General features: G+C 72.0%; 22 protein-coding genes. 15 read left to right on the top strand and 7 right to left on the bottom strand.

What is annotated here, in order from left to right:
* The first annotated feature begins 17 nt into the window (after positions 1-17).
* From NI17_RS22430 to mnhG, 6 genes are read left to right on the top strand one after another with little or no spacing between them, the layout of a single operon-like run.
* The gene (locus tag NI17_RS22430; protein WP_119268067.1) at positions 18-2,957 is read left to right on the top strand and encodes a Na+/H+ antiporter subunit A; all 2,940 of its coding nucleotides are present in this window, start codon (positions 18-20) and stop codon (positions 2,955-2,957) included.
* Positions 2,954-3,763 (top strand): Na(+)/H(+) antiporter subunit C, encoded by an 810-nt coding sequence (locus NI17_RS22425; RefSeq protein ID WP_068690336.1) that lies wholly within the window; start codon positions 2,954-2,956, stop codon positions 3,761-3,763. The genes NI17_RS22430 and NI17_RS22425 overlap by 4 nt, the downstream gene beginning before the upstream one ends.
* Positions 3,764-5,395 (top strand): Na+/H+ antiporter subunit D, encoded by a 1,632-nt coding sequence (locus NI17_RS22420; protein ID WP_068690331.1) that lies wholly within the window; start codon positions 3,764-3,766, stop codon positions 5,393-5,395. It abuts the gene before it with no gap.
* Positions 5,392-5,970 carry a Na+/H+ antiporter subunit E gene (locus tag NI17_RS22415; protein WP_068690330.1) on the top strand — a complete coding sequence of 193 codons (579 nt, stop codon included), beginning with the start codon at positions 5,392-5,394 and terminating at the stop codon, positions 5,968-5,970. Before NI17_RS22420 ends, NI17_RS22415 begins: the two co-directional genes overlap by 4 nt.
* Positions 5,967-6,257, top strand: coding sequence for a monovalent cation/H+ antiporter complex subunit F (locus NI17_RS22410; protein WP_068690328.1), 291 nt, complete (start codon positions 5,967-5,969; stop codon positions 6,255-6,257). The genes NI17_RS22415 and NI17_RS22410 overlap by 4 nt, the downstream gene beginning before the upstream one ends.
* Complete coding sequence (gene mnhG, locus NI17_RS22405) at positions 6,254-6,604, top strand: monovalent cation/H(+) antiporter subunit G (RefSeq protein WP_068690326.1); 351 nt, start codon at positions 6,254-6,256, stop codon at positions 6,602-6,604. Before NI17_RS22410 ends, mnhG begins: the two co-directional genes overlap by 4 nt.
* Before the next feature lie 46 nt (positions 6,605-6,650).
* On the opposite strand, the gene NI17_RS22400 is transcribed toward mnhG, so the two are convergent.
* Together NI17_RS22400 and NI17_RS22395 are read right to left on the bottom strand one after the other, a co-directional pair.
* Positions 6,651-8,072 (bottom strand): HAMP domain-containing sensor histidine kinase, encoded by a 1,422-nt coding sequence (locus tag NI17_RS22400; protein ID WP_068690324.1) that lies wholly within the window; start codon positions 8,070-8,072, stop codon positions 6,651-6,653.
* The gene (locus tag NI17_RS22395) at positions 8,069-8,767 is read right to left on the bottom strand and encodes a response regulator transcription factor (protein ID WP_068690322.1); all 699 of its coding nucleotides are present in this window, start codon (positions 8,765-8,767) and stop codon (positions 8,069-8,071) included. Before NI17_RS22395 ends, NI17_RS22400 begins: the two co-directional genes overlap by 4 nt.
* 328 nt (positions 8,768-9,095) lie before the next feature.
* On the opposite strand from NI17_RS22395, the gene NI17_RS22390 reads away from it, so the two are divergent.
* Positions 9,096-9,521: a hypothetical protein gene (locus tag NI17_RS22390; protein WP_068690320.1), complete on the top strand. Its 426-nt coding sequence runs from the start codon at positions 9,096-9,098 to the stop codon at positions 9,519-9,521.
* A 30-nt stretch (positions 9,522-9,551) separates the two neighbouring features.
* On the opposite strand, the gene NI17_RS22385 is transcribed toward NI17_RS22390, so the two are convergent.
* Positions 9,552-10,508 (bottom strand): HpcH/HpaI aldolase/citrate lyase family protein, encoded by a 957-nt coding sequence (locus tag NI17_RS22385; protein WP_068690315.1) that lies wholly within the window; start codon positions 10,506-10,508, stop codon positions 9,552-9,554.
* Between the two features lie 126 nt (positions 10,509-10,634).
* Here NI17_RS22385 and NI17_RS22380 point away from each other — a divergent pair, with 126 nt between their 5' ends.
* From NI17_RS22380 to NI17_RS22345, 8 genes are all read left to right on the top strand, one after another.
* Positions 10,635-12,968, top strand: coding sequence for a molybdopterin guanine dinucleotide-containing S/N-oxide reductase (locus tag NI17_RS22380; RefSeq protein ID WP_119268066.1), 2,334 nt, complete (start codon positions 10,635-10,637; stop codon positions 12,966-12,968).
* Between the two features lie 189 nt (positions 12,969-13,157).
* On the top strand, positions 13,158-14,294 hold the full coding sequence (locus NI17_RS22375) for a hypothetical protein (RefSeq protein ID WP_147416964.1): 1,137 nt from the start codon (positions 13,158-13,160) through the stop codon (positions 14,292-14,294).
* Positions 14,295-14,449: 155 nt separating this feature from the next.
* Entirely contained in the window at positions 14,450-15,550 is a 1,101-nt protein-coding gene (locus NI17_RS22370; RefSeq protein WP_119268055.1) for a FecCD family ABC transporter permease, read from the top strand.
* On the top strand, positions 15,547-16,587 hold the full coding sequence (locus tag NI17_RS22365; protein ID WP_068690310.1) for a FecCD family ABC transporter permease: 1,041 nt from the start codon (positions 15,547-15,549) through the stop codon (positions 16,585-16,587). Before NI17_RS22370 ends, NI17_RS22365 begins: the two co-directional genes overlap by 4 nt.
* Positions 16,588-16,603: 16 nt before the next feature.
* Positions 16,604-17,473 carry an ABC transporter ATP-binding protein gene (locus tag NI17_RS22360; protein ID WP_068690417.1) on the top strand — a complete coding sequence of 290 codons (870 nt, stop codon included), beginning with the start codon at positions 16,604-16,606 and terminating at the stop codon, positions 17,471-17,473.
* Positions 17,474-17,542: 69 nt separating this feature from the next.
* Entirely contained in the window at positions 17,543-18,034 is a 492-nt protein-coding gene (locus tag NI17_RS22355; protein WP_068690309.1) for a DUF6069 family protein, read from the top strand.
* 86 nt (positions 18,035-18,120) lie between these two features.
* The gene (locus NI17_RS22350; RefSeq protein ID WP_068690308.1) at positions 18,121-20,433 is read left to right on the top strand and encodes a hypothetical protein; all 2,313 of its coding nucleotides are present in this window, start codon (positions 18,121-18,123) and stop codon (positions 20,431-20,433) included.
* A 380-nt stretch (positions 20,434-20,813) separates the two neighbouring features.
* The gene (locus tag NI17_RS22345; protein ID WP_068690307.1) at positions 20,814-21,164 is read left to right on the top strand and encodes an STAS domain-containing protein; all 351 of its coding nucleotides are present in this window, start codon (positions 20,814-20,816) and stop codon (positions 21,162-21,164) included.
* 55 nt (positions 21,165-21,219) lie between these two features.
* Here the strand turns inward: NI17_RS22345 and NI17_RS22340 are convergent, their stop codons facing one another.
* From NI17_RS22340 to NI17_RS22325, 4 genes are all read right to left on the bottom strand, one after another.
* The gene (locus NI17_RS22340) at positions 21,220-21,936 is read right to left on the bottom strand and encodes a M50 family metallopeptidase (RefSeq protein WP_068690306.1); all 717 of its coding nucleotides are present in this window, start codon (positions 21,934-21,936) and stop codon (positions 21,220-21,222) included.
* Between the two features lie 167 nt (positions 21,937-22,103).
* A complete protein-coding gene (locus tag NI17_RS22335; protein WP_068690305.1) occupies positions 22,104-23,027 on the bottom strand; it encodes a DUF4097 family beta strand repeat-containing protein in 924 nt (307 codons plus the stop codon).
* Positions 23,028-23,065: 38 nt separating this feature from the next.
* Positions 23,066-23,725 carry a response regulator transcription factor gene (locus NI17_RS22330; RefSeq protein ID WP_068690303.1) on the bottom strand — a complete coding sequence of 220 codons (660 nt, stop codon included), beginning with the start codon at positions 23,723-23,725 and terminating at the stop codon, positions 23,066-23,068.
* Positions 23,726-23,727: 2 nt separating this feature from the next.
* Positions 23,728-25,068 (bottom strand): sensor histidine kinase, encoded by a 1,341-nt coding sequence (locus NI17_RS22325; RefSeq protein WP_234401823.1) that lies wholly within the window; start codon positions 25,066-25,068, stop codon positions 23,728-23,730.
* Positions 25,069-25,181 lie beyond the last annotated feature (113 nt).

Genomic DNA, 25,181 nt, shown 5'->3' with positions numbered 1-25,181 from the left:
GGCGCATATTGGTATGGCTGCTGGTCGCACACTTCGCCGCCGCGGTGCTGGCCCCGGTCCTGGTCCGGTGGTGGGGGCGTAACGCCTTCCCGGCACTCGCGCTGGTTCCCGCCGCCACCGCCGTGTGGGCACTGGTCCGGGCTCCGGGAGTGGTCGGGGGCGAGTCCGTGCGGGTCCACATCCCCTGGGCGCCCGAGTTCGAGTTGACGCTGGCGTTCCGGATGGACGCCCTGGGCCTGGTCATGACGTTGCTCGCGGCCGGGATCGGCGCGCTGGTCCTCGTCTACTGCTCCCGGTACTTCGACAACGACGAGCCCGGCCTGGGGCGCTTCGCGGGGGTGCTCACCGGTTTCGCGGGCGCGATGGTCGGTCTGGTGCTGGCCGACGACCTGATCCAGCTCTACCTGTACTGGGAACTGACCACGGTCCTGTCCTACCTCCTGATCGGCCACCACACCGAGCGGCGGGACAGTCGGCGCGCCGCGGCGATGGCGATCAACGTGACCACGCTGGGCGGCCTCGCGATGCTGGTCGGCCTGGTCATGCTGGGCGAGACCGCGGGCACCTACCTGATCTCCGAACTGCTCGCGGACCCGCCGAGCGGCACGCCGGTCCCGGTCGCGCTCGTGCTGGTCCTGGTGGGCGCGCTGTCGAAGTCCGCGGTCCTGCCGTTCAGCCTGTGGCTGCCCGCGGCCATGCAGGCGCCCACGCCGGTGAGCGCGTACCTGCACGCCGCCGCCATGGTCAAGGCCGGGGTCTACCTGGTGGCGCGGCTCACCCCGGCGTTCGGGGACGTGGCGGTGTGGCGGTACACGGCGCTCGTCCTCGGCACGGTGACGATGGTCGCCGCGGGCTGGAAGGCGCTGCGCCAGCACGACCTGAAACTGCTGCTGGCCTACGGAACAGTGAGCCAACTGGGCTTCCTCACCGCCGTCTTCGGCGCGGGCACCCGCGACGCGGCGCTGGCCGGGCTGGCCATGCTGTGCGCGCACGCGCTGTTCAAGGCTCCGCTGTTCCTCGTGGTCGGGATCATCGACCACAGCACCGGAACCCGCGACCTGCGGGAACTGTCCGGGTTGCGGACGCGGACGCCGACGGTGTTCTGGACCTCGGTGGTGGCGCTGGCCTCCATGGCGGGGCTGCCGCCGACAGCCGGGTTCGCGGCCAAGGAGGCCGTCTTCGGCGCCTTCGAGCACGCCGACGGTCCCGCTCCGGCTCTCGCCCTGGCGGGCCTGGTGGTCGGATCGGCCTTCACCGTCGGCTACAGCCTGCGGTTCCTGTGGGGCGCGTTCCTCGACAAGCCGAACGTGCCGCCCACGCCGCTGCACGCCCCCGGACCGCTGTTCGTCGCCCCCGCCGCGGCCCTGGCGGCGCTCGGCCTGGCGGGTGGCCTCGCCGCCGCGCTCGCGGACCCGGTGCTGGCCGCCTACGCCGACACGGTCGGCGACAACGCCGGGCACGATCCCGCCCACCTGGCGCTGTGGCACGGCTTCTCCCCGCCGCTGCTGCTGTCGGCGCTGTGCGTGGTGGGCGGTCTGGCGCTGTTCCGCTGGCGGGCGCCCGTGGCGTGGGCGGGCGCCCGGTTCGCGCTGCCCGACTCCGGCAGGGTCTACCGGCGGATCGTGTACCACCTCTCCAGCTTCGCGACCCAGGTCACCGGCGCCACCCAGCGCGGTTCGCTGCCGCTCTACCTCGGCACGATCCTCGTGTCGCTGCTCGTGGTCAGCGCGGTCCCGATCGTGTGGGGCCGGCTGTGGACCCTGGAGGCGCCCCCCGTGCGCTGGCTGGACACCCCCGCCCAACTGATTCCGGCCGCCATCGTGGTGCTCGCGGCGCTGTGGACGCTGATGGTGCGGGGCCGCCTGTTCGCGGTGGTGCTGGTGGGGATGACCGGCTACGGCACCGCGACCCTGTTCGCGCTGCACGGCGCCCCCGACCTCGCGCTCACCCAGTTCCTCGTCGAGACCGTCAGCCTGGTGGTGTTCGTGCTGGTGCTGCGCCGCCTGCCGCCGCGCTTCTCCACCCCGGTGCTGCGCAGCCGCCGCCTGCTGAACCTGGGCATCGGCGCGGCCACCGGGACGCTCGTGGCCGCCATGGCCTACTTCGCGCTGGCGGGGCGGCGGGCCGAGTCGGTCTCCGGCCACCTCCCCGCCGCGGCGGAGGAGGCGGGCGGCCACAACATCGTCAGCGTGCTGCTGGTGGACGTGCGCGCCTGGGACACCATGGGCGAGATCTCGGTGCTGGCCTCGGTCGCCGCGGGCGTGGCGAGTCTGCTGTTCGTGCGCAGGCGCGCCCGGCGGGTCCGTACCCGCGTGGAGACCGGACGGATCGCGGCGCGGCTGCCCGTGCTCCCGGCGCCGCCCACGAGCGAGTGGCGTCCGATCCCCCTGCGGTACGCGGGCGACGTGCTCACCGTGCGCACCGCGGACAAGCCGCTGTGGCTTCCCGGGGTACTGGCGCTGGCCCGGGAGCGCCGGTCGGTCATCTTCGAGGTGGTGGCCCGACTGCTGTTCCCCGTGACCATCGTGCTCTCGGTCTACCTGCTGGTCACCGGCCACAGCGCGGTCGGCGGCGGATTCGCGGGCGGCATCGTGGCGGGGCTCGGCCTGATGGTGCGCTACCTCGCCGGAGGCCGCCACGAACTGTACCTGGCGCTGCGGCTCCCCCCGGGTCTGCTGATCGGCCTGGGGTTGGCGATCACCACCGGAACGGCCCTGGCCGGGGCGGTCCTCGGCACCGAGATCCTCGCCGGGGGCGCCTTCGACCTGCACCTGCCGCTCCTGGAACCGGTGCACCTCACCTCGGGGCTGGCCTTCGACTTCGGCGTCTACCTGCTGGTGGTCGGTCTCATCCAGGACATCCTGTACAGCCTCGGCGCGGGAATCGACGAGCAGGCCGAGAAGGCGAGCCGGACGGGACGGACACCCGAACACGAGAGCGAGGAGGTGGCCGCGTGAACGACACCCCCACGATCCTGCTGATCGCCGTGGTCGGAGTTCTGGTGGCCGCCGGGGTGACGCTGCTGCTGGAGCGCAGCCTCACCCGCATCCTGCTGGGAGTGGTCCTGCTCGGCAACGGGGTCAACCTGATGATCCTGTCCACCGGCGGCGCCGCGGGCGGCCCTCCGCTGCTCGGCCTCACCCCGGCCGGGGAGATGTCCGACCCGCTGCCGCAGGCGATGATCCTCACCGCGATCGTCATCACCCTGGGCGTGACCGCGTTCCTGCTGGCCATGGCCTACCGCAGTTGGCAGTTGCAGGGCCACGACGAGGTCCAGGACGACGCCGAGGACCGGCGTATCGCCACCGGCGGGGAGCGGCGCAGGATGCGCCAGCACATCCGCGCGCAGAAGCGGGCGCTGCGCAGGGCGGTCCGGGCGCAGCGCTCGGCGCTGGAGGCCCAGATCGACGCGCAGGACGAACGGGAGGAGGCCGAGCGCGCCGCGATCCGCGAACAGATCGCCCAGGCCCGCCGGGACCTGGAGGAGCGTCTTGAGGGAGCCGACGACGAGGCCCGCGTGCGGCTGCTCGACACCCAGGCCGCGGACGTGCACGCCACCGTCGAGGAGGCGCGCCGGCGGATGCGCCAGGCGCGGCACGAGCTCGCCGAGCACCTGCGCTGCGACCGGGAGAACGAACGCCGGTTGCGGCGGGAGCTGCGGCAGCGCATCCGTGCGCAGAGACGGCAGTTGCGCGCCGGTATCCGCGCCGAACGGGAACGCCTGGCCCGGGCCGAGGACAGCGACATGCAGGGGGTGGACTAGATGACGGCTCTTCTTCCCTACCTGGTGCCGCTGCCGGTGGTCGTTCCGCTGTTCGCGGCGGGCCTGAAGTTCGCGATCGGGGTCCGCTCCCAGTTGCTCACCCAGTGGATCAGCGTCGTGGCGCTGGCGCTGGTGCTGGCGACGGGCGTCGCGCTGCTGTTCGGGGTGGCCGCCCACGGGCCGCAGGTCGTGCAGGTGGGCGGCTGGGAGTTCCCGATCGGTATCACCCTGGTCGCCGACCGGCTCTCCGCGCTGATGGTGACGGTGTCCTCGGCGATCACGCTGGGCGTGCTGGTGTACTCGATCGGCCAGGGAACGGCCGACCAGGAGGAGGCCACGCCGCTGGCGATCTTCTACCCCACGTTCCTCATCCTGGTGGCGGGCGTGTCCAACGCCTTCCTCACCGGTGACCTGTTCAACCTGTACGTGGGCTTCGAGATCCTGCTGACCTCCAGCTACGTGCTGATGACCCAGGGCGGCACGCTCGCGCGCATCCGCGCTGGCTCCACCTACGTGGTGGTGTCGCTGCTGTCGTCGGTGGTCTTCCTGGTCGCCGTCGGCCTGATCTACGCGGCCACCGGGACCGTGAACATGGCGCACCTGGCCGAGCGCCTGGCGGAACTGCCGGTGCAACTGCAACTGGTCCTCCAGGTGATGCTGCTGATGGCGTTCGCGATCAAGGCCGCGGTGTTCCCGCTGTCGGCGTGGCTGCCCGACTCCTATCCGACGGCGCCCGCGCCGGTCACCGCCGTCTTCGCGGGCCTGCTGACCAAGGTCGGCGTGTACGCGATGATCCGCACGCAGACCCTGCTGTTCCCCGGCAACGACGCGGTGGAGGTCCTGCTGCTGTGGGGCGCGCTGGCCACCATGGTGATCGGCGTCCTCGGCGCGATGTCGCAGAACGACATCAAGCGCATGCTGTCGTTCACCCTGGTCAGCCATATCGGCTACATGGTGTTCGGCATCGGGTTGGGCAGCGTGCACGGCATGGCGGGCGCGGTGTTCTACGTGGCCCACCACATCACCGTGCAGACCACCCTGTTTCTGGTGGCCGGGCTGGTGGAGCGCCGCAGCGGCAGCACGTCCCTGCACGACCTGAGCGGGTTGGCGAAGCTGTCGCCGGTACTGGGCGTGCTGTTCTTCGTCCCGGCGATGAACCTGGCGGGCATTCCGCCGCTGTCGGGGTTCCTCGGCAAGCTCGGCCTGATCCAGGCGGGCGTGCAGGACGGCACGCCGCTGGCGTACCTGCTGGTGGCCGGGTCGGTGGTGACGAGTCTGCTGACGCTGTTCTCGATGGTGCGGCTGTGGAACTACGCGTTCTGGCGCGCTCCCGAGGAGGGCCGCCCGGTGGCTCTGGGCACCCTGCTGGAGAGTTCCGAGGACGAGTCGTCCGTCCCGGAGGCCGCGCCGATGGCCGTGGGCCGCGCGCCCACCGGGATCGGCGGCAGGGCGGTGGTGACCTCCGCCGTGTTCCCCCCGCTGATGCTGGCCGCCACGGTGGCGCTGGTGGCACTGGGGTTGGCGTTCACGGTGTTCGCGGGGCCGTTCGTCGGCTACAGCGCGGACGCCGCGGCCGAACTGCTGGCCCGCGCCCCCTATGTCGAAGCCGTCTTGTCGGGAGGTGTCCGGTGACCTCACCGCCTGTCGTCCCCGACCGCCCGCCGTGGAACCTCCGGATCGGGCGGCGCGTGGTCAACCTGCCCATGCTGGCCCTGCTGACCGCCGTGTGGGTGCTGCTGTTCGGCGACCTGTCGCCGAACACGGTCGCGGGCGGCCTGCTGGTCGGCCTGGTGACCATGCTGGTGTTCCCGCTGCCGCCGGTGGCCTGGGGGGCGCGGCTGCGCCCGGCGGCGTTCGCGGTGTTCCTCGGGCGCTTCGCGGTGGACCTGGTGCTGGCCACCGCCCGGGTGGTCGCGCAGACCCTCGCGTTCGGTCGGCCGCCGCGCAGCTCCGTCATCGCGGTTCCGCTGCGCACCCGCTCGGACCTGCTGTTCACGCTCACCGCCGTGTGCGTCTCGGTGATCCCCGGCAGCGTGATCGTGGAGGTCCGTTCCGGCACCTTCACCCTGTTCGTGCACATGCTGGGCGCGGACGCCGAGGACACCGAGGAGGCGCGGCGCAACGTGCTGGCCCTGGAGGAGCGGGTGGTGCGGGCGTTCGGCACCCGAAGCGAGATCGAGCGGATGGCGGAGGGGGGCCTCTCGTGACCTACCTGTGGATCGTGATCGGGGTGCTGCTGGGGGCGGCCTCGCTGCTGAGCATGGTCCGGCTGGTGCTGGGGCCGACCATCCTGGACCGGGCGCTGTCGGTGGACGTGCTGCTGGCCTCGGCGATCGCGGGCATCGGGGCGTTCGCGGCGTTCCACCGCGATCCCACGGTGCTGCCGCTGCTGCTGGTGCTGTCGCTGCTGGGTTTTGTCGGGTCGGTCAGCGTCTCCCGGTTCGTGGCCCGGCGGCACCGGGAGGCCGAGGAGGAGAGGGAGGCCGCGTCGTGACGGCGGCACAACTGCTGGACTGGACCGCGGTGGTCCTGCTGCTGCTGGGGGCGCTGCTGTCGTTCGCGGCGGGGGTGGGCCTGGTGCGTTTCCCCGATCTGCTGTCGCGGATGCACACCGCCGCCAAGCCGCAGATCATGGGGTTGGTGCTGATCCTGGTGGGGATCGGGCTGCGGCTGTTTCCCGATCCCCGGATCGGGGTGCTGGCGCTGGTGCTGGTGTTCCAGATCCTCACCGTCCCGATCGCCTCGCACATCGCGGGCCGGGTCGCCTACCGGACCGGCCGTATCCGCCGCGACCTGATCGGCGTGGACGAACTGGAGGAGCAGATGGACCGGCGGTCCTGACGCCCCGCGGTTCCGGGCCTCCGCTGTCGGGGTCACCGGTGGTCTGTCACCGCAGGACGGGCAGGCGCAGCCCGATCACCAGTCCGCCGCCCTCGCGGTTGCGGGCGAAGACCGTGCCGCCGTGGGCCGCCGCGATGTCGTGGACCATCGACAGGCCCAGTCCCGATCCGGGCAGGCCGCGGGCTGACGGGGCGCGGTAGAAGCGCTCGAAGATGTGCGCGAGCTCGGACTCCTCGATGCCCGGGCCCCGGTCGCGGATCTCCACCACACCGTCGCGGATGCGGATCTCGATGGGCGCGCTGCCCTCCGGGTCGAACTTCGCGGCGTTCTCCACCGGGTTGGACAGGGCGCGCTCCAACGCCCCCGGCCGTCCCATGACCGCGCTGTCGTCGGCGTCCACGACGACCTCGCGGCCGCTGCGGCGGCGGCCGCGCGCCGCGACCCGCTCGGCGACCTCGCGCAGCACCACCTCCTGCACCGGTTCGTCCTGGTAGGTCTCCGTGGCCAGGCTGACCAGCTCGTCGACCAGGTCGGTGAGCTCCCGGGTCTCTCCCTGCAGGTCGTCGACGAGCCGCCGCTGCGCCTCGGGCGAGAGCCGGTCGAACCGCCTCATGACACTGACGTTGGTGCGCAGACTGGTCAGCGGGGTGCGCAACTCGTGGGAGGCGTTCTGCACCAGCCGCCGCTGCTCCTCCTTCGCCGCGGCGAGCCGCCCCAGCATCTCGTTGAACGCGACACCGAGCCGCTCCACCTCGTCCCGGCCGCCGTTGCCGCCGTCGGAGACGGCCCGGTCGAGGCGGCCCGTGGAGGTGACGTACTCGGCGGCCTCGGTGAGCCGCACCAGACGGCCGGTGACGCGGCGCGCCACCAGCCATCCCGCCACCCCGGCGCCCACCAGCGCCACCACACCGACCACGACCAACTGGGCGGCCAGCGTGTCCAGCATCTGTTCGGTGGGTGCGAGGCGCTGCACGATCTGCACCGCGCCGAGACCCTGCCCGAAGGAGACCGTGGCCACCCGCAGCGGCTCACCGGTGGGCCCCTCGTCCTCCCGGAGGTGCACCAGCCCTCCGGCGTAGTGCCCGGCGACGGCGCGGTCCGCCTCGGTGACCGTGAGCACGTCAGAGGACCGGCCGCCGCCCAGCGGGACCATGATCTCGCCCTCGCCGTTGATCAACTGGAACGAGAAGGTCTCGGAGTGCACCAGGGTGAACTCGTTGAAGCTGTTTCCGCTGTTGGCGGAGCCGCGCAGCGTCTGCGCGACGCTTGAGACGGTGGTGTCGAACTCCTCCCGGGCGCTGTCGCGGATCAGGGTGGCGGCGGCACTGTAGGCGAGCGATCCCACCAGCACGATGACCAGGGCGGCGACCAGGGCGAACGTGACCGCGAAGCGGGTGCCGAGGCTGGCCGCGCCGAGCCCGCGCGGTCGGCCGCCGACCCTCTCCTCCGGGACGGTGGCGGTGCTCATCTCGGTCTGAGGGTGTAACCGACGCCGCGGACCGTCTGGATCAGCGGGGTGGTGCCCTCGGGTTCGAGCTTGCGCCGCAGGTAGCTGATGTAGACGGCCAGGTTCTTGGACTCCGGGCCGAAGTCGTAGCCCCAGATGCGGTCGTAGATGGTGGAGTGGTCCAGCACGATCCCCGCGTTGCGGGCCAGCAGTTCCAGCAGGTCGAACTCGGTCTTGGACAGCTCCACCTCGCGTCCGGCCCGCCAGACGCGCCGCGCCCCCGGATCGATGCGCAGGTCACCGACCTGGATGAGCGGTTCGGCGGCGCCCTCCCCGCTGGTCGGTGCGGCCCGCCGCAGCAGCGCCCGCATCCGGGCCAGCAGTTCGTCCAGGTCGAACGGTTTGGGCAGGTAGTCGTCGGCTCCGGCGTCCAGCCCGGCGACCCGGTCGGGGGTCTCCACCCGTGCGGTGAGCATCAGGATCGGGGTGCGGTCGCCTTCGGCGCGCAGCACCCGGCACACGCCGAGCCCGTCGACACCCGGCATCATCACGTCGAGGATCAGCAGGTCGACCGGGTCGGCGTGCACGGCGGCGAGCGCCTGGACCCCGTCGGCGGCGGTGCGGGTCCGGTACCCCTCCAGTTGCAGCGCCCGTTCCAGGGACTCGCGGATGGCGCGGTCGTCGTCGGCGATCAGCACGGTGCGGGCAGGGCTCATGGCCTCCATCGTCGCCCATCGGGGTTAGTGACCGGTAAGAGGACACGTGGAGCACCGTGAGAACCGGTTCCGGGAAGCTGCCACGAGCAGAAGAGCCCCTGACACCCTCACCCCGAGGAGGCTTTCCAGGCCACCCGGAAAAGGCCGAGGCTCCATGCCCCTCCCCCGGGCCGCTGGCGTTCTCCCCCGAGTCAGGGCTCCTGGACGCCCCTCAACCTCCCGGCATCGGTCGGGCGTTGTGAAGGAGTGCTCCGCCGAAAGGGGTGTGTCGACGGTGAAACGGGTAGTGGGGAGCCGTTTCCAGTCCGTGCGGTTCCGAAGGAGCATCATGGCTTTCCGCATCGCCCACCTGCCGATACGGCTGACCGCTGGCGCGTACATCCTCAACTCCGGTCTCGGCAAGCGCGGCGCCGACCCCGACACCGCCGCCTACCTGCACAACGCGGCCTCCCGGGTGTTTCCCACCCTGAAGGACACGCCTCCCGAGCGGTTCTCCCGCATGCTGAGCAACAGCGAGATCGCGCTGGGCGCGGCCCTGCTGCTGCCGTTCGTTCCCAGCGCCCTGGTGGGCGCGGCCCTGACCGGCTTCGGCGGTGCGCTGGTGGGCCACTACTTCACCGAGCCGGGCACCCGCATGGAGGACGGCATCCGTCCCAGCCCGCAGGGCACCGGCCTGGCCAAGGACGTGTGGCTGGTGGGAATGGGGCTGACGCTGCTCGTCGACGGCATGCGTCCACCCTGCCCGGTGCGCTGACCGGGCGGGCCCGTGCCCCGGGCGGGGGGTTCACTCCTGCTCGGGCACGAACTCCCTGGTGCGCTTCATCCCGGCCGCGCGCCCCTTGGCCGCGACGACCAGCGCCATCTTGCGGGACGCCTCGTCGAGCATCTCGTCGCCGAGCATCACCGCGCCCCTGCGCCGCACCGTGGTCGCGTACTCGTAGGCGTCCAGGACCAGTTCGGCGTGGTCGTAGTCCTCCTGCGTGGGGGCGTAGACCTCGTTGGCGGCGGCGACCTGGGCGGGGTGCAGCACCCACTTGCCGTCGAAGCCGAGGGCGGCGGTGCGCCGGGCCGAGCGGGTGAACGCCTCGACGTCGCGGATCTTCAGGTAGGGGCCGTCGATGGCCTGCAGGTCGTGGGCGCGCGCGGCCATGAGGATGCGCATCAGGACGTAGTGGTAGGCGTCCCCGGGGTCGTAGCCGGGCGGCTGCTCACCCACCACCAGCGTCTTCATGTTGATGCTGGCCATGAAGTCGGCGGGGCCGTAGACCAGGGTCTCCACGCGGGGTGAGGCGGCGGCGATCTCGTTGACGCGGGTGAGGCCGCGGGCGTCCTCGATCTGCGCCTCGATACCGATCCGCCCCACCTCCAGACCGACCGAGCGTTCGATCTGGGTGAGCAGGGTGTCCAGCCAGAGCACGTGCGAGGGGTCGCTGACCTTGGGCAGCACCAGGCAGTCCAGGTTGGCCCCGGCACCCTCCACAACCGTGATGACGTCGCGGTAGGCCCACGCGGTGGTGGCGTCGTTGACGCGGACCGTGCGGACCCTGCCGTCCCAGCCGCCCTCGTTGAGCGCGGCCACCACCGTCTGTCGGGCCGCCTCCTTCTCCAGCGGGGCGACCGCGTCCTCCAGATCGAGGAAGAACGCGTCCGTGTCGAGGCCGCGGGCCTTCTCGATGAACCGTGGGTTGGACGCCGGGACCGCCAGCACCGACCGCCGCGAGCGCGACGCGACCGCATTCATGCCTGACTCCTGACCGAAGATCGACGGTGTTACCGCCCCCCATCCTGGCAAAACCCGGTTTCCGGGGCGTGGTCGCGGTGCCTCTAAGCTGGCGCGGAAGCAGTCGACGCGGAGGGCGTGGAGGCGATGGCGGGCGACACGGGACCGGTGGCGGCGTATCCGACGAGTGCGCACTGGGGCGCCTTCGACGTGCTGGTGCGCGACGGCCGGGTGGTGGGGGTGCGTCCCGACCCGGACGATCCCGCGCCCTCCCCGGTGATCGGCAACGTGCCGGACGCGCAGCACCACGCCACCCGGGTGGACCGTCCCGCCGTGCGCAGGCGCTGGCTGGAGCGCGGCCCCGGCCCCGACCCGCGGCGGGGCGGCGCCGACGACGAGTACGTGGCGGTGGACTGGGACACCGCACTGGACCTGGTGGCCGGGGAGGTGGACCGGGTGCGGCGCGAGCACGGCAACGCGGCGGTCTTCGGCGGCTCCTACGGCTGGGCCAGCGCGGGGCGGTTCCACCACGCGCAGAGTCAACTGCACCGCTTCCTCAACACGGTCGGCGGCTACACCCGGTCGGTGAACACCTACAGCCACGCGGCCGTGGAGGTGCTGCTGCCGCACGTGGTGGGCGCGGCCGGAACCCACGACCTGCTGCACCGCCCGCCCACGTGGGAGGCGATCGCCGAGCACACCGACCTGCTGGTGAGCTTCGGCGGGCTGCGGACCTCCAACACCTGGGTGTCCTCGGGCGGCCGGGCCGCGCACACCGCCGAGCCCGGCATGCGGGAGGCGGCGCGCCGGGGTGTGGAGTTCGTGTCGGTCAGTCCGCTGCGTGACGACACCGCCGCCGAACTCGGCGCCCGGTGGGTGTCGGCGGCGCCGGGGACGGACGCGGCGATCCTGCTGGCCCTGATCCACGTGCTGGTCGTGGAGGACCTGGCCGACACCGCGTTCCTGGAGCGCTGCACCGTCGGCTGGCCGCGGCTGCGCGACTACGTGCTGGGCGGGTCCGGCGGCGTGCCCAGGAGCCCCGAGTGGGCGGCGGAGATCAGCGGGGTGGCCGCCGGTGAACTACGGGACCTGGCGCGGCGGATGGCGCGCGGACGGACCCTGGTCAACGTGGGCTGGTCGGTGCAGCGCGCCCGGTACGGGGAGCAGCCGCTGTGGGCGGGGGTCGCACTGGCCGCGTGCCTGGGGCAGATCGGCCTGCCCGGCGGCGGGTTCGCCACCGGTTACGGATCGATGGGCAACTACGGCGGCGGGTCCACCCCGATCGCGCTGCCCCGGCTGCCGCAGGGCCGCAACCCGGTGGACTCGCTGATCCCGGTGGCGCGGGTGGCGGACATGCTGCTGTGCCCGGGGGAACCGTTCGACTTCGACGGCAGGCGGCTGCGCTATCCGGACGTCCGCCTGGTGTACTGGGCGGGCGGCAACCCCTTCCACCACCACCAGGACCTGGCACGGCTGCGGCGGGCGTTCGCGCGGCCGGACACGGTGGTGGTCAACGAGACACACTGGACGGCCACGGCCCGGCACGCCGACGTGGTGCTTCCGGTGACGACCACGCTGGAGCGAGACGACATCGCGGCCAGCCGGGGGGATCTGCGGCTGCGGGTGATGCGGCGGGCGGTGCCGCCGCACGGCGCGGCACGCGACGAGTACGACATCTTCACCGGTCTGGCGGAACGGCTGGGCGCGGCCGAGGAGTTCACCGGGGGGCGCACCGCCGGGGAGTGGCTGCGGCACCTGTACGAGGAGTGGCGGGACCGCCAGGGGCGGGCCGACGCCGGGTTGCCGGACTTCGCCGCGTTCTGGGCCGACGGCGGGGTGGACGTTCCGCACCGGGTGGCGGACACCGCGCTGTTCGGCGAGTTTCGCGCCGATCCCGAGGCGCATCCGCTGGGCACACCGAGCGGACGGATCGAACTGTACTCAGAGACGGTCGCGGGGTTCGGCTATTCCGACTGTCCCGGGCATCCGGTGTGGCTGGGCACGCCGGAACGGCCGGGATCGGCGGCGCGGCGGTGGCCGCTGACGCTGGTGGCCAACCAGCCGAGCGAGCGGCTGCACAGCCAGCAGGACATGGGCGCGCACAGCCGCGCGGGCAAGGTGGCCGACCGTGCTCCGGTGCGGCTGCACCCGGTGGACGCCGCCGCGCGCGGCATCGCCGGCGGCGACGTGGTGCGGCTGTTCAACGACCGGGGTTCCTGCCTGGCGGGCGCGGTGCTGGACGACGGGGTGCGGCCGGGAGTGGTGCAGTTGTCCACGGGGGCCTGGTTCGATCCGTCCTCCTCGGAGGTGACGTGCGCGCACGGCAACCCGAACGCGGTGACCGCCGACGTGGGGACGTCGCGGTTGAGTCAGGGCTGCACCGGCCAGTTGGCGTCGGTGGAGGTCGAGCGCTTCACCGGTGCGGTGCCTCCGGTGCGCGCGTTCGTTCCACCGCGCGTCGTCGAGAGGGGGGAGAGGTGACCTCGGCCCCGGAAGGAAGACGGGACATCGCCGAGGAGCGCCGCTGGAGGGGGTGGGCCGACGCCGGGGCCCGGCCCCGGCGTCGGCCCACCCCGGACAACCTCCCCGGACAACCCCATCCGTCGCCGCCCCCGGCTTCGGACTTCCCCTCCCCGGCGCTCCCCCCGATCCCCTAAAGTGCGAATCACCATGAAACGTCGATCCTCTTCGCGGTCTTCGCGACCCGCACGGCCCTCGTCGCGGCGCAGGCGCTCCGGCGACGCCAAACGTTCCCTCGGACCGCTGCTGCGCCTGGCGCTGCCGGTGCTCGCCACCGCGCTCACCCTGGGCTCGCTCCTGATCAACGTCATGTCCGGCGGCTCGACCGTGACGTGGACGTTGACCGGGGTCAGCGTGCTGGTGTGCGCGGGTGCGTGGTGGACCTACTTCGCTGCCAAGACCGCGGAGGACGGTCATCGGCGCGCGTCCGGCCGACCGACTCCTCCTCCGGAGGAGGTCCCCGAGTACGACGACGATCCGGAGTACGACGACGGTCCCGGGTACGCGGACGGTCCCGGGTACGACGACGCCCTCGACTACGGCGACGGTCCCGAACACGACCGCGGCCCCGGCCGCGGTTACGGCGACGACGACTACACCGCCGCTCCGGCCCCCGACCACGGCATCGGCGCCACGGCCAGTTTCGAGAGCATCCCGGCTCCCCCCTACGGCTCCGCTCCGGCCCCCGACCACGGCACCGCCCCCACCTCCAGCTTCGACGCCGCCCCCACCTCCGCCTACGACAGCGTCCCGCCCTCCGCCTACGACACCGGCGGCACCCCCGGCTACCGAACCGACCACGGTGGCGGTTACCGCACCGCTCCGGGACCGGGGTACGACACCGGCGGCACCCCCGGCTACCGAACCGACCACAACACCGCCCCCACCTCCGCCTACGACAGCGCTCCGCCCTCCGCCTACGGCACCGGCGGCACCCCCGGCTACCGAACCGACCACGGTGGCGGTTACCGCACCGCTCCGGGACCGGGGTACGACACCGGCGACCTCCTCGGTCACCGCCCCGGTGGTCCGGTCCCGGACCACGACACCGGTGCGGCTCCCGGCTACGGGACCGCCCCGGGCCCCGACCACGGCGGCGGTTACCGCCCCGCCCCGCCCTCCGGGTACCGCACGGGCGGCGCTCCCGGCGGCGGAGCCAGCCACTACCCGGGTTACGGCGACGCTTCCTCCGGCCACGGCACGGACGGCGACCGTGATCCGGGGCGCGGCCCCGGCTACGAGGACGGCCGGGGGGCGTATCCGCCGCCTCCGCCGGACTACCGCTGATCCGGTTCCTCGACGGCACAGGGTGTTCGTCCGCCCTCCTTCCCTTCGGAGGAGATCACACCATAGGTTAGCCTTGTCTAAGTTCTGACGGTGTGTCCACGGAGGACTACGGTGCCCGAGCGGTTGCAGTACGCCCTTTCCCGGGGCGGCGTCCGGTGACCCTGGAACGGCTGACCACGGTCGATGCCGACCGCACCGACCTCGACGACGCCGCCGCCGCGCGGGCCGCCCTCACCCGGCGCACCTCCGCGCGGGCCGCGACCCACGCCCTGCGCGCCGGCGGCCTGCTGCTGGCCCTGGGTGTCCTGGCGCTGGCCGCGCTGCTCAGCATGGCGGTGGGCGCCAAACCCATCCCGCCCGGCGTGGTGTGGGACGCGCTGTGGCACTTCGACGGCTCCTACGACCACAACGTCATCCTGGGGCTGCGCGCCCCCCGCACCCTGCTCGGGATCGCGGTCGGCGCGGCGCTCGGCCTGGCCGGTGCGCTGATGCAGGCGCTGGTGCGCAACCCGCTCGCCGACCCCGGACTGCTCGGCGTCAACATGGGGGCCACCACCGCCGTGGTGGCGGCCATCTTCCTGTTCGGGCTGACCGGCGTCGACGCCTACGTCTGGTTCTCCTTCGTCGGGGCCGCCCTCACCGCCGCCCTCGTCTACTTCCTGGGCACCCGGGGCCGCACCGGCGCGACCCCGGTGCGCCTCGCCCTCGCCGGGACCGCCGTCAGCGCGGTGCTGCTCGGCCTGACCAACGGCATCGTCCTGTTCCACGACTTCGTCTTCGAACAGATCCGGTTCTGGCAGGTGGGCTCCCTGGCCGGTCGCGACCTGGCGGTCCTGACCGAGGTCACGCCGTTCCTGGTGGGCGGCTCGCTGCTCGCGCTGCTGCTGGGCCGGTCGCTGAACACGATCGCGCTGGGTGAGGACCTCGCCGCCGCGCTGGGCGCGCGCATCGGCCGTATCCGACTGCTGACCGCGGCCGCGATCGTCCTGCTGTGCGGGGCGGCCACCGCAGCGGCCGGCCCGATCGCCTTCGTCGGCCTGGCCGTCCCCCACGCGGCCCGCCTGCTCACCGGCCCCGACCAGCGCTGGCTGCTGCCCTACTCCGCGGTGCTGGCCGCGGTCCTGCTGGTGGGCTCGGACACGCTGGGCCGGGTGGTGCTGCCCAACGGTGAACTGGAGGTCGGCATCATCACCGCGCTGGTCGGCGCACCGGTCTTCATCGCCCTGGTCCGTCGCACGAGGATGGCCCAACCGTGACCGCGACTCCCCTCCGTTCCGTCCGCCTGGGCTCGGTGGCGCTCCGGCTGCGCCCGCGCGTGCTGGCCGTCTGCCTGGCGTTGGCGGCCCTGGTGGCCGCGGTGCTGGCGGTCTCCCTCATGGTCGGCGACTACCCGATCGCGCTGCCCGACGTGGTGGCCGCGTTGAGCGGCCGCGGGGAGCGGCTCGACGTGTTCTTCGTGCGGGAGGTCCGGCTGCCCCGGGCGCTGACGGCGACCCTGGTGGGTGCGGCGCTGGGTATGGCGGGCGCGGTGTTTCAGAGCCTGTCCCGCAACCCGCTGGGCAGCCCCGACATCATCGGGTTCACCGCGGGGGCGTCCACCGGGGCGGTGCTGACCATCCTGGTGCTGGGCGGCGGCATGCTGCCCACCGCGCTGGGGGCGATGCTCGGCGGGGTCGGCACGGCCGTGCTCGTCTACCTGCTGGCCGTCCGGCGGGGCGTGCAGGGCTACCGGCTCGTCCTGGTCGGCATCGGGGTCAGCGCGATGCTGAGTTCGGTGACGCACTACCTCATCACCCGCGCCGAACTCACCGACGCGCTCACCGCCCAGGTGTGGATGGTCGGCACGCTCAACTCGCGGGAGTGGTCGCACGTCGCCGCGGTCGGCGTCGGCTCCGCCGTGCTGGTCCCGTTCCTCCTGCGGCTCGGCGCGCGGCTGCGACTCATGGAGATGGGCGACGACATCGCGCGGGCGCTGGGCGTGCCCACCCAGCGCACCCAGTCGTCGGCGCTGGTGGCGGCGAGCGCGCTGACCGGGATCGCGATCGCGGTGTCCGGACCGATCGCGTTCGTCGCCCTGGCCGCCCCGCAACTGGCCCGGCGGCTGACCCGCGCCGACGGCACGACGCTGGTCGCCTCGGCACTCATGGGGGCGGCGCTACTGCTCTGCTCGGACCTGGTGGCGTTGCGGCTGCTGGCGCCCGTGCAGCTTCCGGTGGGCGTGGTCACCACGGTCGTCGGCGGAACCTATCTGGTCTGGCTGCTGTACTCGGAGTGGCGGGGTGGCCGTGCCTGACAAACGAGGTGAGAACATGTCCCAGCCCCGATCCCCCCGGCTGAGGGGGGACGATCTGACGCTGGCCTACGACCGGCGTGTCGTCTCCCGGAACCTGGGAGTCGCCATTCCGGACCGCTCCTTCACCGTCATCGTCGGCCCCAACGCCTGCGGCAAGTCCACACTGCTGCGCGCGCTGTCGCGGATGATCCGGCCGGTGTCGGGGGCGGTGCACCTGGACGGCAGGCTGATCAGCTCCTACCCGTCCAGGGAGGTGGCGCGGCGGCTCGGTCTGCTGCCGCAGACGTCCGTCGCCCCGGACGGCATCACGGTGGCCGACCTGGTGGCGCGGGGGCGCTACCCGCACCAGCGGTTCCTGAAGCAGTGGTCGCGCGCCGACGAGCGGATCGTCGCCGAGGCGATGGCGGCCACCAGGGTCGACGACCTGGCCGACCGCCTGGTGGACGAGCTCTCCGGGGGGCAGCGGCAGCGCGTGTGGCTGGCGATGGTGCTGGCGCAGCAGACTCCGCTGCTGCTGCTGGACGAGCCCACCACGTTCCTGGACATCGCGCACCAGATGGACATGCTCGACCTGTGCGCCGACCTGCACCACGAGCGCGGCTACACGCTGGTGGCGGTGCTGCACGACCTGAACCACGCCTGCCGGTACGCCACCCACCTGATCGCGATGAAGGACGGCGCGGTGGTCGCCCAGGGCGACCCGCACGAGATCGTCACCGCCGAACTGGTGCGGGAGGTCTTCGGTCTGCCCTGCCGGGTCATCCCCGACCCCGAGACCGGCACCCCGCTGGTGGTGCCGAGCGACCGGAGGAGGCGATCCGGTCGACGGTCGGTCGCGCACCGGGTGGACGGGATCACGGCGCCGCTTCCAGCGGACTTGCCGTGAGGTTACCACTTGCATACAGGGGGTAGATGCCCAAACGACCATATAGGTGCCGTATCGGGGGGTAACGGCATGACCGAATATGGACTCGGCGTCGGGGGCGCGCGACGCGTCAACACGGTACGGCTGTGGGCCGGTGGGCTGGCCACGGCCGTGGTGGCGGCACTCGTCATCCTGGCGGGGACGCTGCTCGCCAAGGGAGTTCTCGGCGCGTCGCTGCTGGCCCCCGGGGAGTCCTGGCGCTTCGGGGGCGCGGGGATGGCCGCCTACGCGGCGCTGGCCGCGCTCGGCGCACTGGCCGCCACCGGACTGCTGCAACTCCTGCTGCCGAACACGCCCCGGCCGCTGCACTTCTTCTGCTGGATCGTCGGCCTGACCGTGGTGGTCGCCACGGTCACCCCGTTCACCCAGGGCGGCCCACCGGCCGCCGCGATCGCGACCTCGCTGATCAACCTGGCCGCCGGGACCACCATCCTGTCGCTGCTCAGCAAAGTGGGTTCGGCCGCCCGTCCGGGCGAGCGCCGCGGCGGACACGCGGAGCCCGGAGGCCGCCCCGGAAACTGACCCCTGTCCGGGTGGCGTTCCCGGTCCCGCGGCGGCACCGTGACTTAGGGTTGTCCCACGGCCCGATCGTGTGAGGAGGACTCGGTGTGGCTGTAGGCAGGTGGCTCGCTCATGGGCTGACCACGCTGGCCACACTGGTCGTACTCGTCTCGGCCGCGCCGCCGCCCACGGGAACGGCCTCCGCTCCCGCCGCCGGACCGGAGCGGGGACCGGTGGTCCTGGTCGGGGTGCCGGGCCTGCGGTGGCACGAGATCAGCCCCGAGACCACACCGAACCTGTGGAGCCTGGCGCGCCGCAGCGCCATCGGCAACCTGTCGATCCGCACCGTCACCTCGCGCACCTGCCCGGTCGACGGATGGCTGACCGTTTCGGCGGGCCAGCGTGCCGCGAGCGAACGCCAGACCTACTCCATCTGCGAACTGCCGCGCCTGCCCGAGATCGACGGAGACGGCGCGGTCGTTCCGGACTACTCCGAACACGTCTCCTACAACGCCGAATCCCGGTTCGGCGCGCGGGTGGGTCTGCTCGGTGACACGGTCCGCGCACACGGCGGCACCACGCTGGCGGTCGGTCCGGGCGCCGCGCTGGCCGCCGCGGGCAGCGACGGCCGGGTCGACCGCTACCTGGGCGGGCCCGCCGGGTTGGACCGCGACTCCTGGGACGGCGTCACCCTCGGCGTGGTCGATCTGAAGGACCTCGCCGACCTGTACCTGGATCCCCCGCTGTCGGCCGCCGTCGAGAAGGAGCTGGCCGAGAACGGGGACACCGCGGCGGACGCGGACTCCGCCGACGCCCTGGACGGCCTGGTGGAGGAGGAGGACGAGCCCGAGCCCGACCCCACCGAGTACAGCGAGCTGCGGGAGCGGCGGGAACGGCTGGCCGCGATCGACGAGGACCTGGCGACGGTACGCGCCACCCTGCCTCCGAAATCGACGCTGCTGGTCGCGGGGGTCTCCGTGGAGGCCGGGGCCTCCGGTCTGAACGCCGCGCTGCTGCGCGGCCCCGGTCCGGGCGGGGAGGACTTCGACGGGGGGTACCTGGTCTCCGAATCCACCCGACGCGCCGGACTGGTGGCGTTGACCGACATCACCACCACCCTGCTGCACGCGGCGGGAACGCCGCCCGAGTCGGGGACGGTGGGCCGGGCCTGGCGGGAGGCGCCCCGGCCCGCCGGGCTGACCGACGCCGTCGGCCACCTGGTGCAGTTCACCACCGCCGCCGAGGTGGTGGAGGCGCTGGTGCCCGGCTTCTTCAGCGGCCTGGTGGCGACCCAGTTGCTCATCTACGTCTGCGCCGCCTACGCCCTCAAACGCTACGGCGACCGGGACCTGGCCAAACGGCACCTGGTGCTGTCGGTGACCCGGGTGGTGGCCCTCGCCGGGGCGGCCTTCCCGGTCTCCAGTTACCTGGTCAACCTGGTTCCGTGGTGGTCGACCGGATTCCCCCAGGCGGCGCTGTTGGGCGGTGTGCTGCTGGCAGACGCGGCGGTCGTGGCGGTCGCGCTGGCCGGACCGTGGCGGCGCGACATCCTGATGCCCACCACGATCGTGGCGGCCATCACCACGCTGGTGCTGTTCGTCGACCTGTGCACCGGGTCGGACCTGCAGATGAACTCGCCGACCGGCTACACCCCGATCGTGGCGGGTCGGTTCTACGGGCTGGGCAACATCGCCTTCGCCACCTTCGCCACGGGGATGCTGATGACCGCGGCGGGCGTCGCCCATCTGTTTCTGGCGCGCGGCCGCCGCGGCTGGGCGGTGACGTCGACCCTGGTCCTCGGCGCGGCGACGCTGTTCGCGATCGGCTGGCCGGACCTGGGCACCGACTTCGGCGGGGTGTTGGCGCTGGTCCCGGGCCTGGCGGTGACCGTGCTGATGATCGCCGGACTGAGAGTGACCCTGCTGCGGTTGACGTTGATCAGCGGTACCGCGGTGACGACCATCGCCGCCCTGTCGTTCCTGGACTACCTGCGCCCGCCCAACGAGCGCAGCCATTTCGGGCTGTTCGCCGGGCAGGTTCTGGACGGCACGGCCTGGCCGGTGGTCTCCCGCAAACTCGACGCGATGCTCGGCTCCCTGGGCAACTGGCAGTTGACGCTGCTGGCGGCGGGGGCGCTGCTGTTCCTGTTCGTTGTCCTGAACGACCCGACCAACTGGCGGATGGGGGTACTCCAGCGGGTCTACGAGTACGCGCCGACCCTGCGCGCCGGGCTCACCGGTTCGCTGGTGACCGGCCTGGCGGGGTTCGCGTTCAACGACTCGGGGATCGCCATCCCGGCGTTGGCGCTCACCGTGGCGGTGCCGCTCACCCTCGCCGCCGGCACCTGGGTACTGCAACGGGAGAAACCGTCGCCCTCCTCCTGGACGTTGTCATACTGTGGTCGAACCGCGACGGTGTGAGTAGTACTGACGAGAAAAGCCCGAATTCGCCGACGACCGTGTGGTATCGTCCGGGACGGACGTCCCCGCTGACGTTCGAGAGAGCAACGATCAGGCGCAGTAGTGCCGCGTAGGACCACTTCGAGAGTCCACCACCGCGCCGGGAGCGACCCCGCCCCAGACGACTGATCACCACGGTCCGCGAAAGACTCGTAGACGTTCGGCGACCCCGTATCGTCGAAACGAGGAGTGGCACACGAATGAGACAGACCTCCCGGCCCGTCCGCATGCCTGCCAGCAGGTCCCTCCGTGCTTCGTCCCAGCATTCCGGCCGGTGGAAGGTCCACTTCACGACAGTCCCCGGCCGGGTCACCGCATCGGCGTATCTTTCCGGAGCCAGCATGTCCGCGTTGCAGATCACCGTCCACGAGCATGACGACGACGCCGTCCTCGTGCTCGACGGAGAGGTCGACATCGCCACCGAGAACGACTTCCGCGACGCGATCGCCAACGCCATGGAGAAGCACCCCGGCAACCGCATCGTGTTGGACTGCGCCGGGCTCGCCTTCATCGACTCCAGCGGTCTGCGCGTGCTGGTCCAGAGCTACCGGAACGCCGGGGAGCACGGCTGTGTGCTGCTCATCGCGGCCCCGTCCGAGCGGGTCTCGCGAATCCTGCGGGTCACCGCGATCGACACGCGCGTTCCCGTCCACCCGACGGTCGAGGAGGCGCTGGCGGCCTGCCCGGAGTGACCGGGCGGCGCGGCCGAGGACCGGCCGTCGCTGCCGGGCCGGCGGCGCCGCCCGGTCAGCGGAACATCAGCAGCCAGACCCCCAGCGCCACGACCGCGATGTTGAACAGGCCGAAGAACAGCACCCAGACGGTGCCGGGCACGCCCGTCAACCGGTCCAACTGGTCGGCGTCGGAGCGCGAGGAGGGCTGGCGGCGGCGCTGGGACTGCAGTTCGAACACCGGGCGCACACTCGCGAACAGCATGAACCAGGTGAACAGGTAGGCGAAGAAGCTCTGCACCTCGTCGGGGGTGAACCAGGACACCAGGAAGACCACGGCCCCGGTGCCCACCACCGACACCACGCCGTAGACGTTGCGGATGAGCAGCAGCATCGCCGCCAACAGCAGGATGCTCATCCACAGCAGGCCCGTGATCCGTCCCGCGGTGAGCAGCACGATCCCGACCAGCCCGACCACGGAGGGGGCGGTGTAGCCCGCCAGGATGGTCATGATCATGCCGATACCGTCGGGGCGTCCGCGTGAGACGGTGACTCCGGAGGTGTCGGAGTGCAGTCGGATGCCGGTCAGTTGGCGTCCGCTGAACAGTGCCACGACCGCGTGGCCGCCCTCGTGGGCGATGGTCACGACGTTGCGGGCCACCCGCCACGGTCGTCCCCCCGTCGCCACCACGAGCAGCGCGACCACCCCGGTGGCGATGACGATCCACTGCGGAGGGTCGGGCTGCACGGAGAAGACGTCCTGCCATACCTGGGCGAACGAATTGGCTTCCATCGGCCCTCTTCCGTTTCGGCTGCTACGCACTCTAACCATTTCGTCGCCGATGCGCCGCTTCCGGATCTGTCCGACATGACAGTGTTCGCGGTTGGCAAGTCCTCCCGCCTCCTGTCGGCCGTGGACGGGAGGCGGGAGGACCTCGGTGTCGGTTGGGGCTGGCGGTGTCAGTTGGGGCTGATGGTGATCGACCCGGTGTCGCTCCTGGCCTCGATGACGGAGTCGGCGTCAGGCGACCGGTCCACCTCGACGGTCTCCGTGCCGATGTGGGTCCCGCCGACCACCCGGTAGACCGAGTCGGGGACCCGGAGTTCGACGTTTCCGATGTCGGTCATGGCCGTCAGGCTGCGGAACTCGGTGTCGGTGTCGACGTACACCGAACCGGTGCTGCTGAGGGCCGTGGCGGCCTCGAACCCTCCGCCGATGAGGATGTCGCCGGTGGAGGTCGTCGCTTCGACCTCGGCGGCCTCGAAGAACTCCAGGTTGATCCCGCCCGTGTCGGTGGTCGCCGTCACCGCGGGGCCCGAGCCCTCGGCGGTGATGTCACCGATGTCGGTTTCCAGGGTGACCCTTCCGGTGACGTCCGCCATCCGGATGTTCCCGGTGCCGGTGTCCACGTCCACGTCGGCGGTGATGCCGGTGACCTCGACGTTCCCGGTCTCGGTGGCCACCGAGACCTCGGTGGCCACCGGGACGGTGACCAGGTAGTCGACGGCGCAGTGGCCGAAGGAGAGGATTCCCGTGCAGTCGGCCTCGACCCGCAGCCCGTCGCCCCTGGTCTCCGCGCTGTCGCTGATGTCGGCGGTCAGCGAGGAGTACGTCCGGCTCGCCACGGTGACGCTGTCGCCCTCCCCGGCGATGACGGTGACGTTTCCGGCGGTACGGTTGTCGATCTCCACCCTGACCGGTGCGGGGAACTCCTGCGACTCGGTCGCGGTCGTGGTGAAGACGTTGTTGAGGACACTCAGCACGCCCAGGGCGAGCGCGACCAGACCGACGATCGCGCCGATGAGCAGCCAGCCGTGGCGCCACTGCCGTTTCCGCGGCACCTTGCTCGACGATGCGTAGAGCCCCCGGGCGGTGAATGTCATGGCGGCGCCCTCCTCCTTCTCCTTCGTGTGCGGGATGGTCACGACCGTGCCGAACTGGCGCGCAGGTACTGGAGGACGGCGAGCACCCGACGGTGGTCGTGGGTGTCGGGAAGCAGGTCGAGCTTGGTGAAGATGGACCGGATGTGCTTTTCCACCGCGCGTTCGGTGATGAACAGCCGTGCCGCGATACCCGCGTTGTTGAGCCCTTCGGCCATCGCCGCGAGCACCTCGGTCTCGCGGGGGCTCAGGCGGTCCAGCACGTTGTCGGTGTTTCGGCTGAGCAACTGAGATACCACCTCGGGGTCGATGGCGGTTCCCCCGTCTGCGATCCGGCGCAGGGTCGCCAGGAACTCGTCGATGTCGGCGACCCGGTCCTTGAGCAGGTAGCCGACCTTGTCCGCGCCGCCGCCCAGGAGTTGGGCCGCGTAGGTGCCGACCACGTGCTGCGACAGCAGCAGGACCGCGACACCGGGGTGCTCCTGGCGGATGCGGATCGCCGCGTGCATCCCCTCCTCCGAATAGGTGGGCGGCATGCGGATGTCCACCAGGCACAGGTCCACGTCGTCGTGCTCGTCCACCGCGGCGAGCAGCGCGTCGGCGTCGCCGACCTGGGTGACGATCTCGATTCCGGCGTCCTCCAGCAGTCGGACCATGCCGCCGCGCAGCAGTACCGAGTCCTCAGCGATGATCACGCGCACGGTTACGCCTTCCAGGGAATGTTGGCGGTGAGGGTGGTCCCCCCACCGGGTGGACTGTGCACGGAGAGTTCACCGTCGACCGCGTGCACCCGGTCCCACAGTCCGTACAGCCCGGTGCCCTTGTCGGGGTTCGCGCCGCCCCGGCCGTCGTCGGCGACGGTGATGCGGAGCAGGTCGCCGCGGCGCTGCGGCACGCGTTCGACCCGGACGGTGACGGTGGTGGCCCCGGCGTGCTTGGCGATGTTGGTGAGCGCCTCGCAGGCCACGTAGTAGGCGACGCCTTCGGCGCGCGGCGACGGACGGTCGGCCAGGTCGACCTCGACCCGTACCGGCACCGGGCAGCGGCCGGCGGCGACCGGGAGCGCGGCGTCGAGTCCGTGGTCGGTGAGCACCCTGGGGTGCAGGCCGCGGGCCACCTCGCGCAGGTCGGCCATGACCGCACGGGACTCGCTCTGCGCCTCCTCCAGCAGCGCGCGGGCCTGCTCGGGGTCGCGTTCGAACTTGGCGCGCGCCCGCGTCAGGGTCATGGTGAGGGCCAGCAGGCGCTGCTGGGCGCCGTCGTGCAGGTCGCGTTCGATCCGGCGGCGTTCGGCCTCGGCCGCGTCCACCATGCGGGAGCGGGTGTCGTGCAGTTCGAGCAGCCTGCGGCGGACCCGTACCTGCGGGGAGTCGAACAGCATGCGCTGCATGATGTCGGCGTCGACACGGACCAGCCACGGGGCGACCCACAGCCCGCTCACCGCCAGCAGTGGCCCCGCCAGGGTGTACATGACGACCGTGATCAGGCTGTCCTGCTCGGCGGGCACGCCTCCCAGGGTCACGAGGGCGAGGGCCAGCATGCCTCCGAACGTGCCGCCGACCCCGTAGGCGACCAGCAGCACCGCGAGTCCGCCCGACATCAGGCCGACGAGTCCGGCGGCGGTGCTGTAGAGCACCGCCGTCCAGGCGTCGCGGCCGAGGAGGAAACGCAGGACGCGCACGGCCGGATGGTCCTCGCTGCTCTCCGGCACCGTGGTCTCCACGATCCCGAACAGGTCGCTCATGCGCCTGCGCTGGACGCGCGTGCAGAACCGGGCCAGCAGGGTGGAGACGGGCAGCGCCCACGCCGTCAGGAAGGCCAGTACGGGCAGTTCCCAGTCGGGGGACACCATGCCGAGCAGGATCTCGGCCACGGTCGCCGACAGGGAGCCGACCATCAGGAACAGCAGTGTCGCGGGGATCAGGTAGAGCAGGGACAGCACGAGGGAGGTGAACAGGTGCAGCACCGCGACCAGGCGCTCCCGCCACACCCCGAGTCCGCCACTCGCCATCTGTCCGCCCCGCTCTCCGGTCCGGTTGGTCATCTCCCACGCTAGGCGGGACCCTGGTCCGGCGCATTGGCGACAACACTCCGGATCAGGGTGGTGGCAGCACTACCGGGCACCGGCGGCCGTGGCGGGAGCGGGTTCCCGCCACG

This window comes from Thermobifida halotolerans, assembly GCF_003574835.2.
Lineage (GTDB): Bacteria > Actinomycetota > Actinomycetes > Streptosporangiales > Streptosporangiaceae > Thermobifida > Thermobifida halotolerans.
This window is presented reverse-complemented; position numbering and strand designations above follow the sequence as displayed.

What these genes read in the sequence shown, in the direction of transcription:
- NI17_RS22420 (WP_068690331.1), top strand. Translation starts at nt 3,764, where the DNA reads ATGACGGCTCTTCTTCCCTACCTGGTGCCGCTGCCGGTGGTCGTTCCG.
- NI17_RS22340 (WP_068690306.1), bottom strand. Translation starts at nt 21,936, where the DNA reads ATGGAAGCCAATTCGTTCGCCCAGGTATGGCAGGACGTCTTCTCCGTG.
- NI17_RS22355 (WP_068690309.1), top strand. Translation starts at nt 17,543, where the DNA reads ATGACCGAATATGGACTCGGCGTCGGGGGCGCGCGACGCGTCAACACG.
- NI17_RS22360 (WP_068690417.1), top strand. Translation starts at nt 16,604, where the DNA reads ATGTCCCAGCCCCGATCCCCCCGGCTGAGGGGGGACGATCTGACGCTG.
- NI17_RS22325 (WP_234401823.1), bottom strand. Translation starts at nt 25,068, where the DNA reads ATGACCAACCGGACCGGAGAGCGGGGCGGACAGATGGCGAGTGGCGGA.
- NI17_RS22375 (WP_147416964.1), top strand. Translation starts at nt 13,158, where the DNA reads ATGAAACGTCGATCCTCTTCGCGGTCTTCGCGACCCGCACGGCCCTCG.
- NI17_RS22380 (WP_119268066.1), top strand. Translation starts at nt 10,635, where the DNA reads ATGGCGGGCGACACGGGACCGGTGGCGGCGTATCCGACGAGTGCGCAC.
- NI17_RS22390 (WP_068690320.1), top strand. Translation starts at nt 9,096, where the DNA reads ATGGCTTTCCGCATCGCCCACCTGCCGATACGGCTGACCGCTGGCGCG.
- NI17_RS22395 (WP_068690322.1), bottom strand. Translation starts at nt 8,767, where the DNA reads ATGAGCCCTGCCCGCACCGTGCTGATCGCCGACGACGACCGCGCCATC.
- NI17_RS22400 (WP_068690324.1), bottom strand. Translation starts at nt 8,072, where the DNA reads ATGAGCACCGCCACCGTCCCGGAGGAGAGGGTCGGCGGCCGACCGCGC.
- NI17_RS22385 (WP_068690315.1), bottom strand. Translation starts at nt 10,508, where the DNA reads ATGAATGCGGTCGCGTCGCGCTCGCGGCGGTCGGTGCTGGCGGTCCCG.
- NI17_RS22345 (WP_068690307.1), top strand. Translation starts at nt 20,814, where the DNA reads ATGTCCGCGTTGCAGATCACCGTCCACGAGCATGACGACGACGCCGTC.
- NI17_RS22335 (WP_068690305.1), bottom strand. Translation starts at nt 23,027, where the DNA reads ATGACATTCACCGCCCGGGGGCTCTACGCATCGTCGAGCAAGGTGCCG.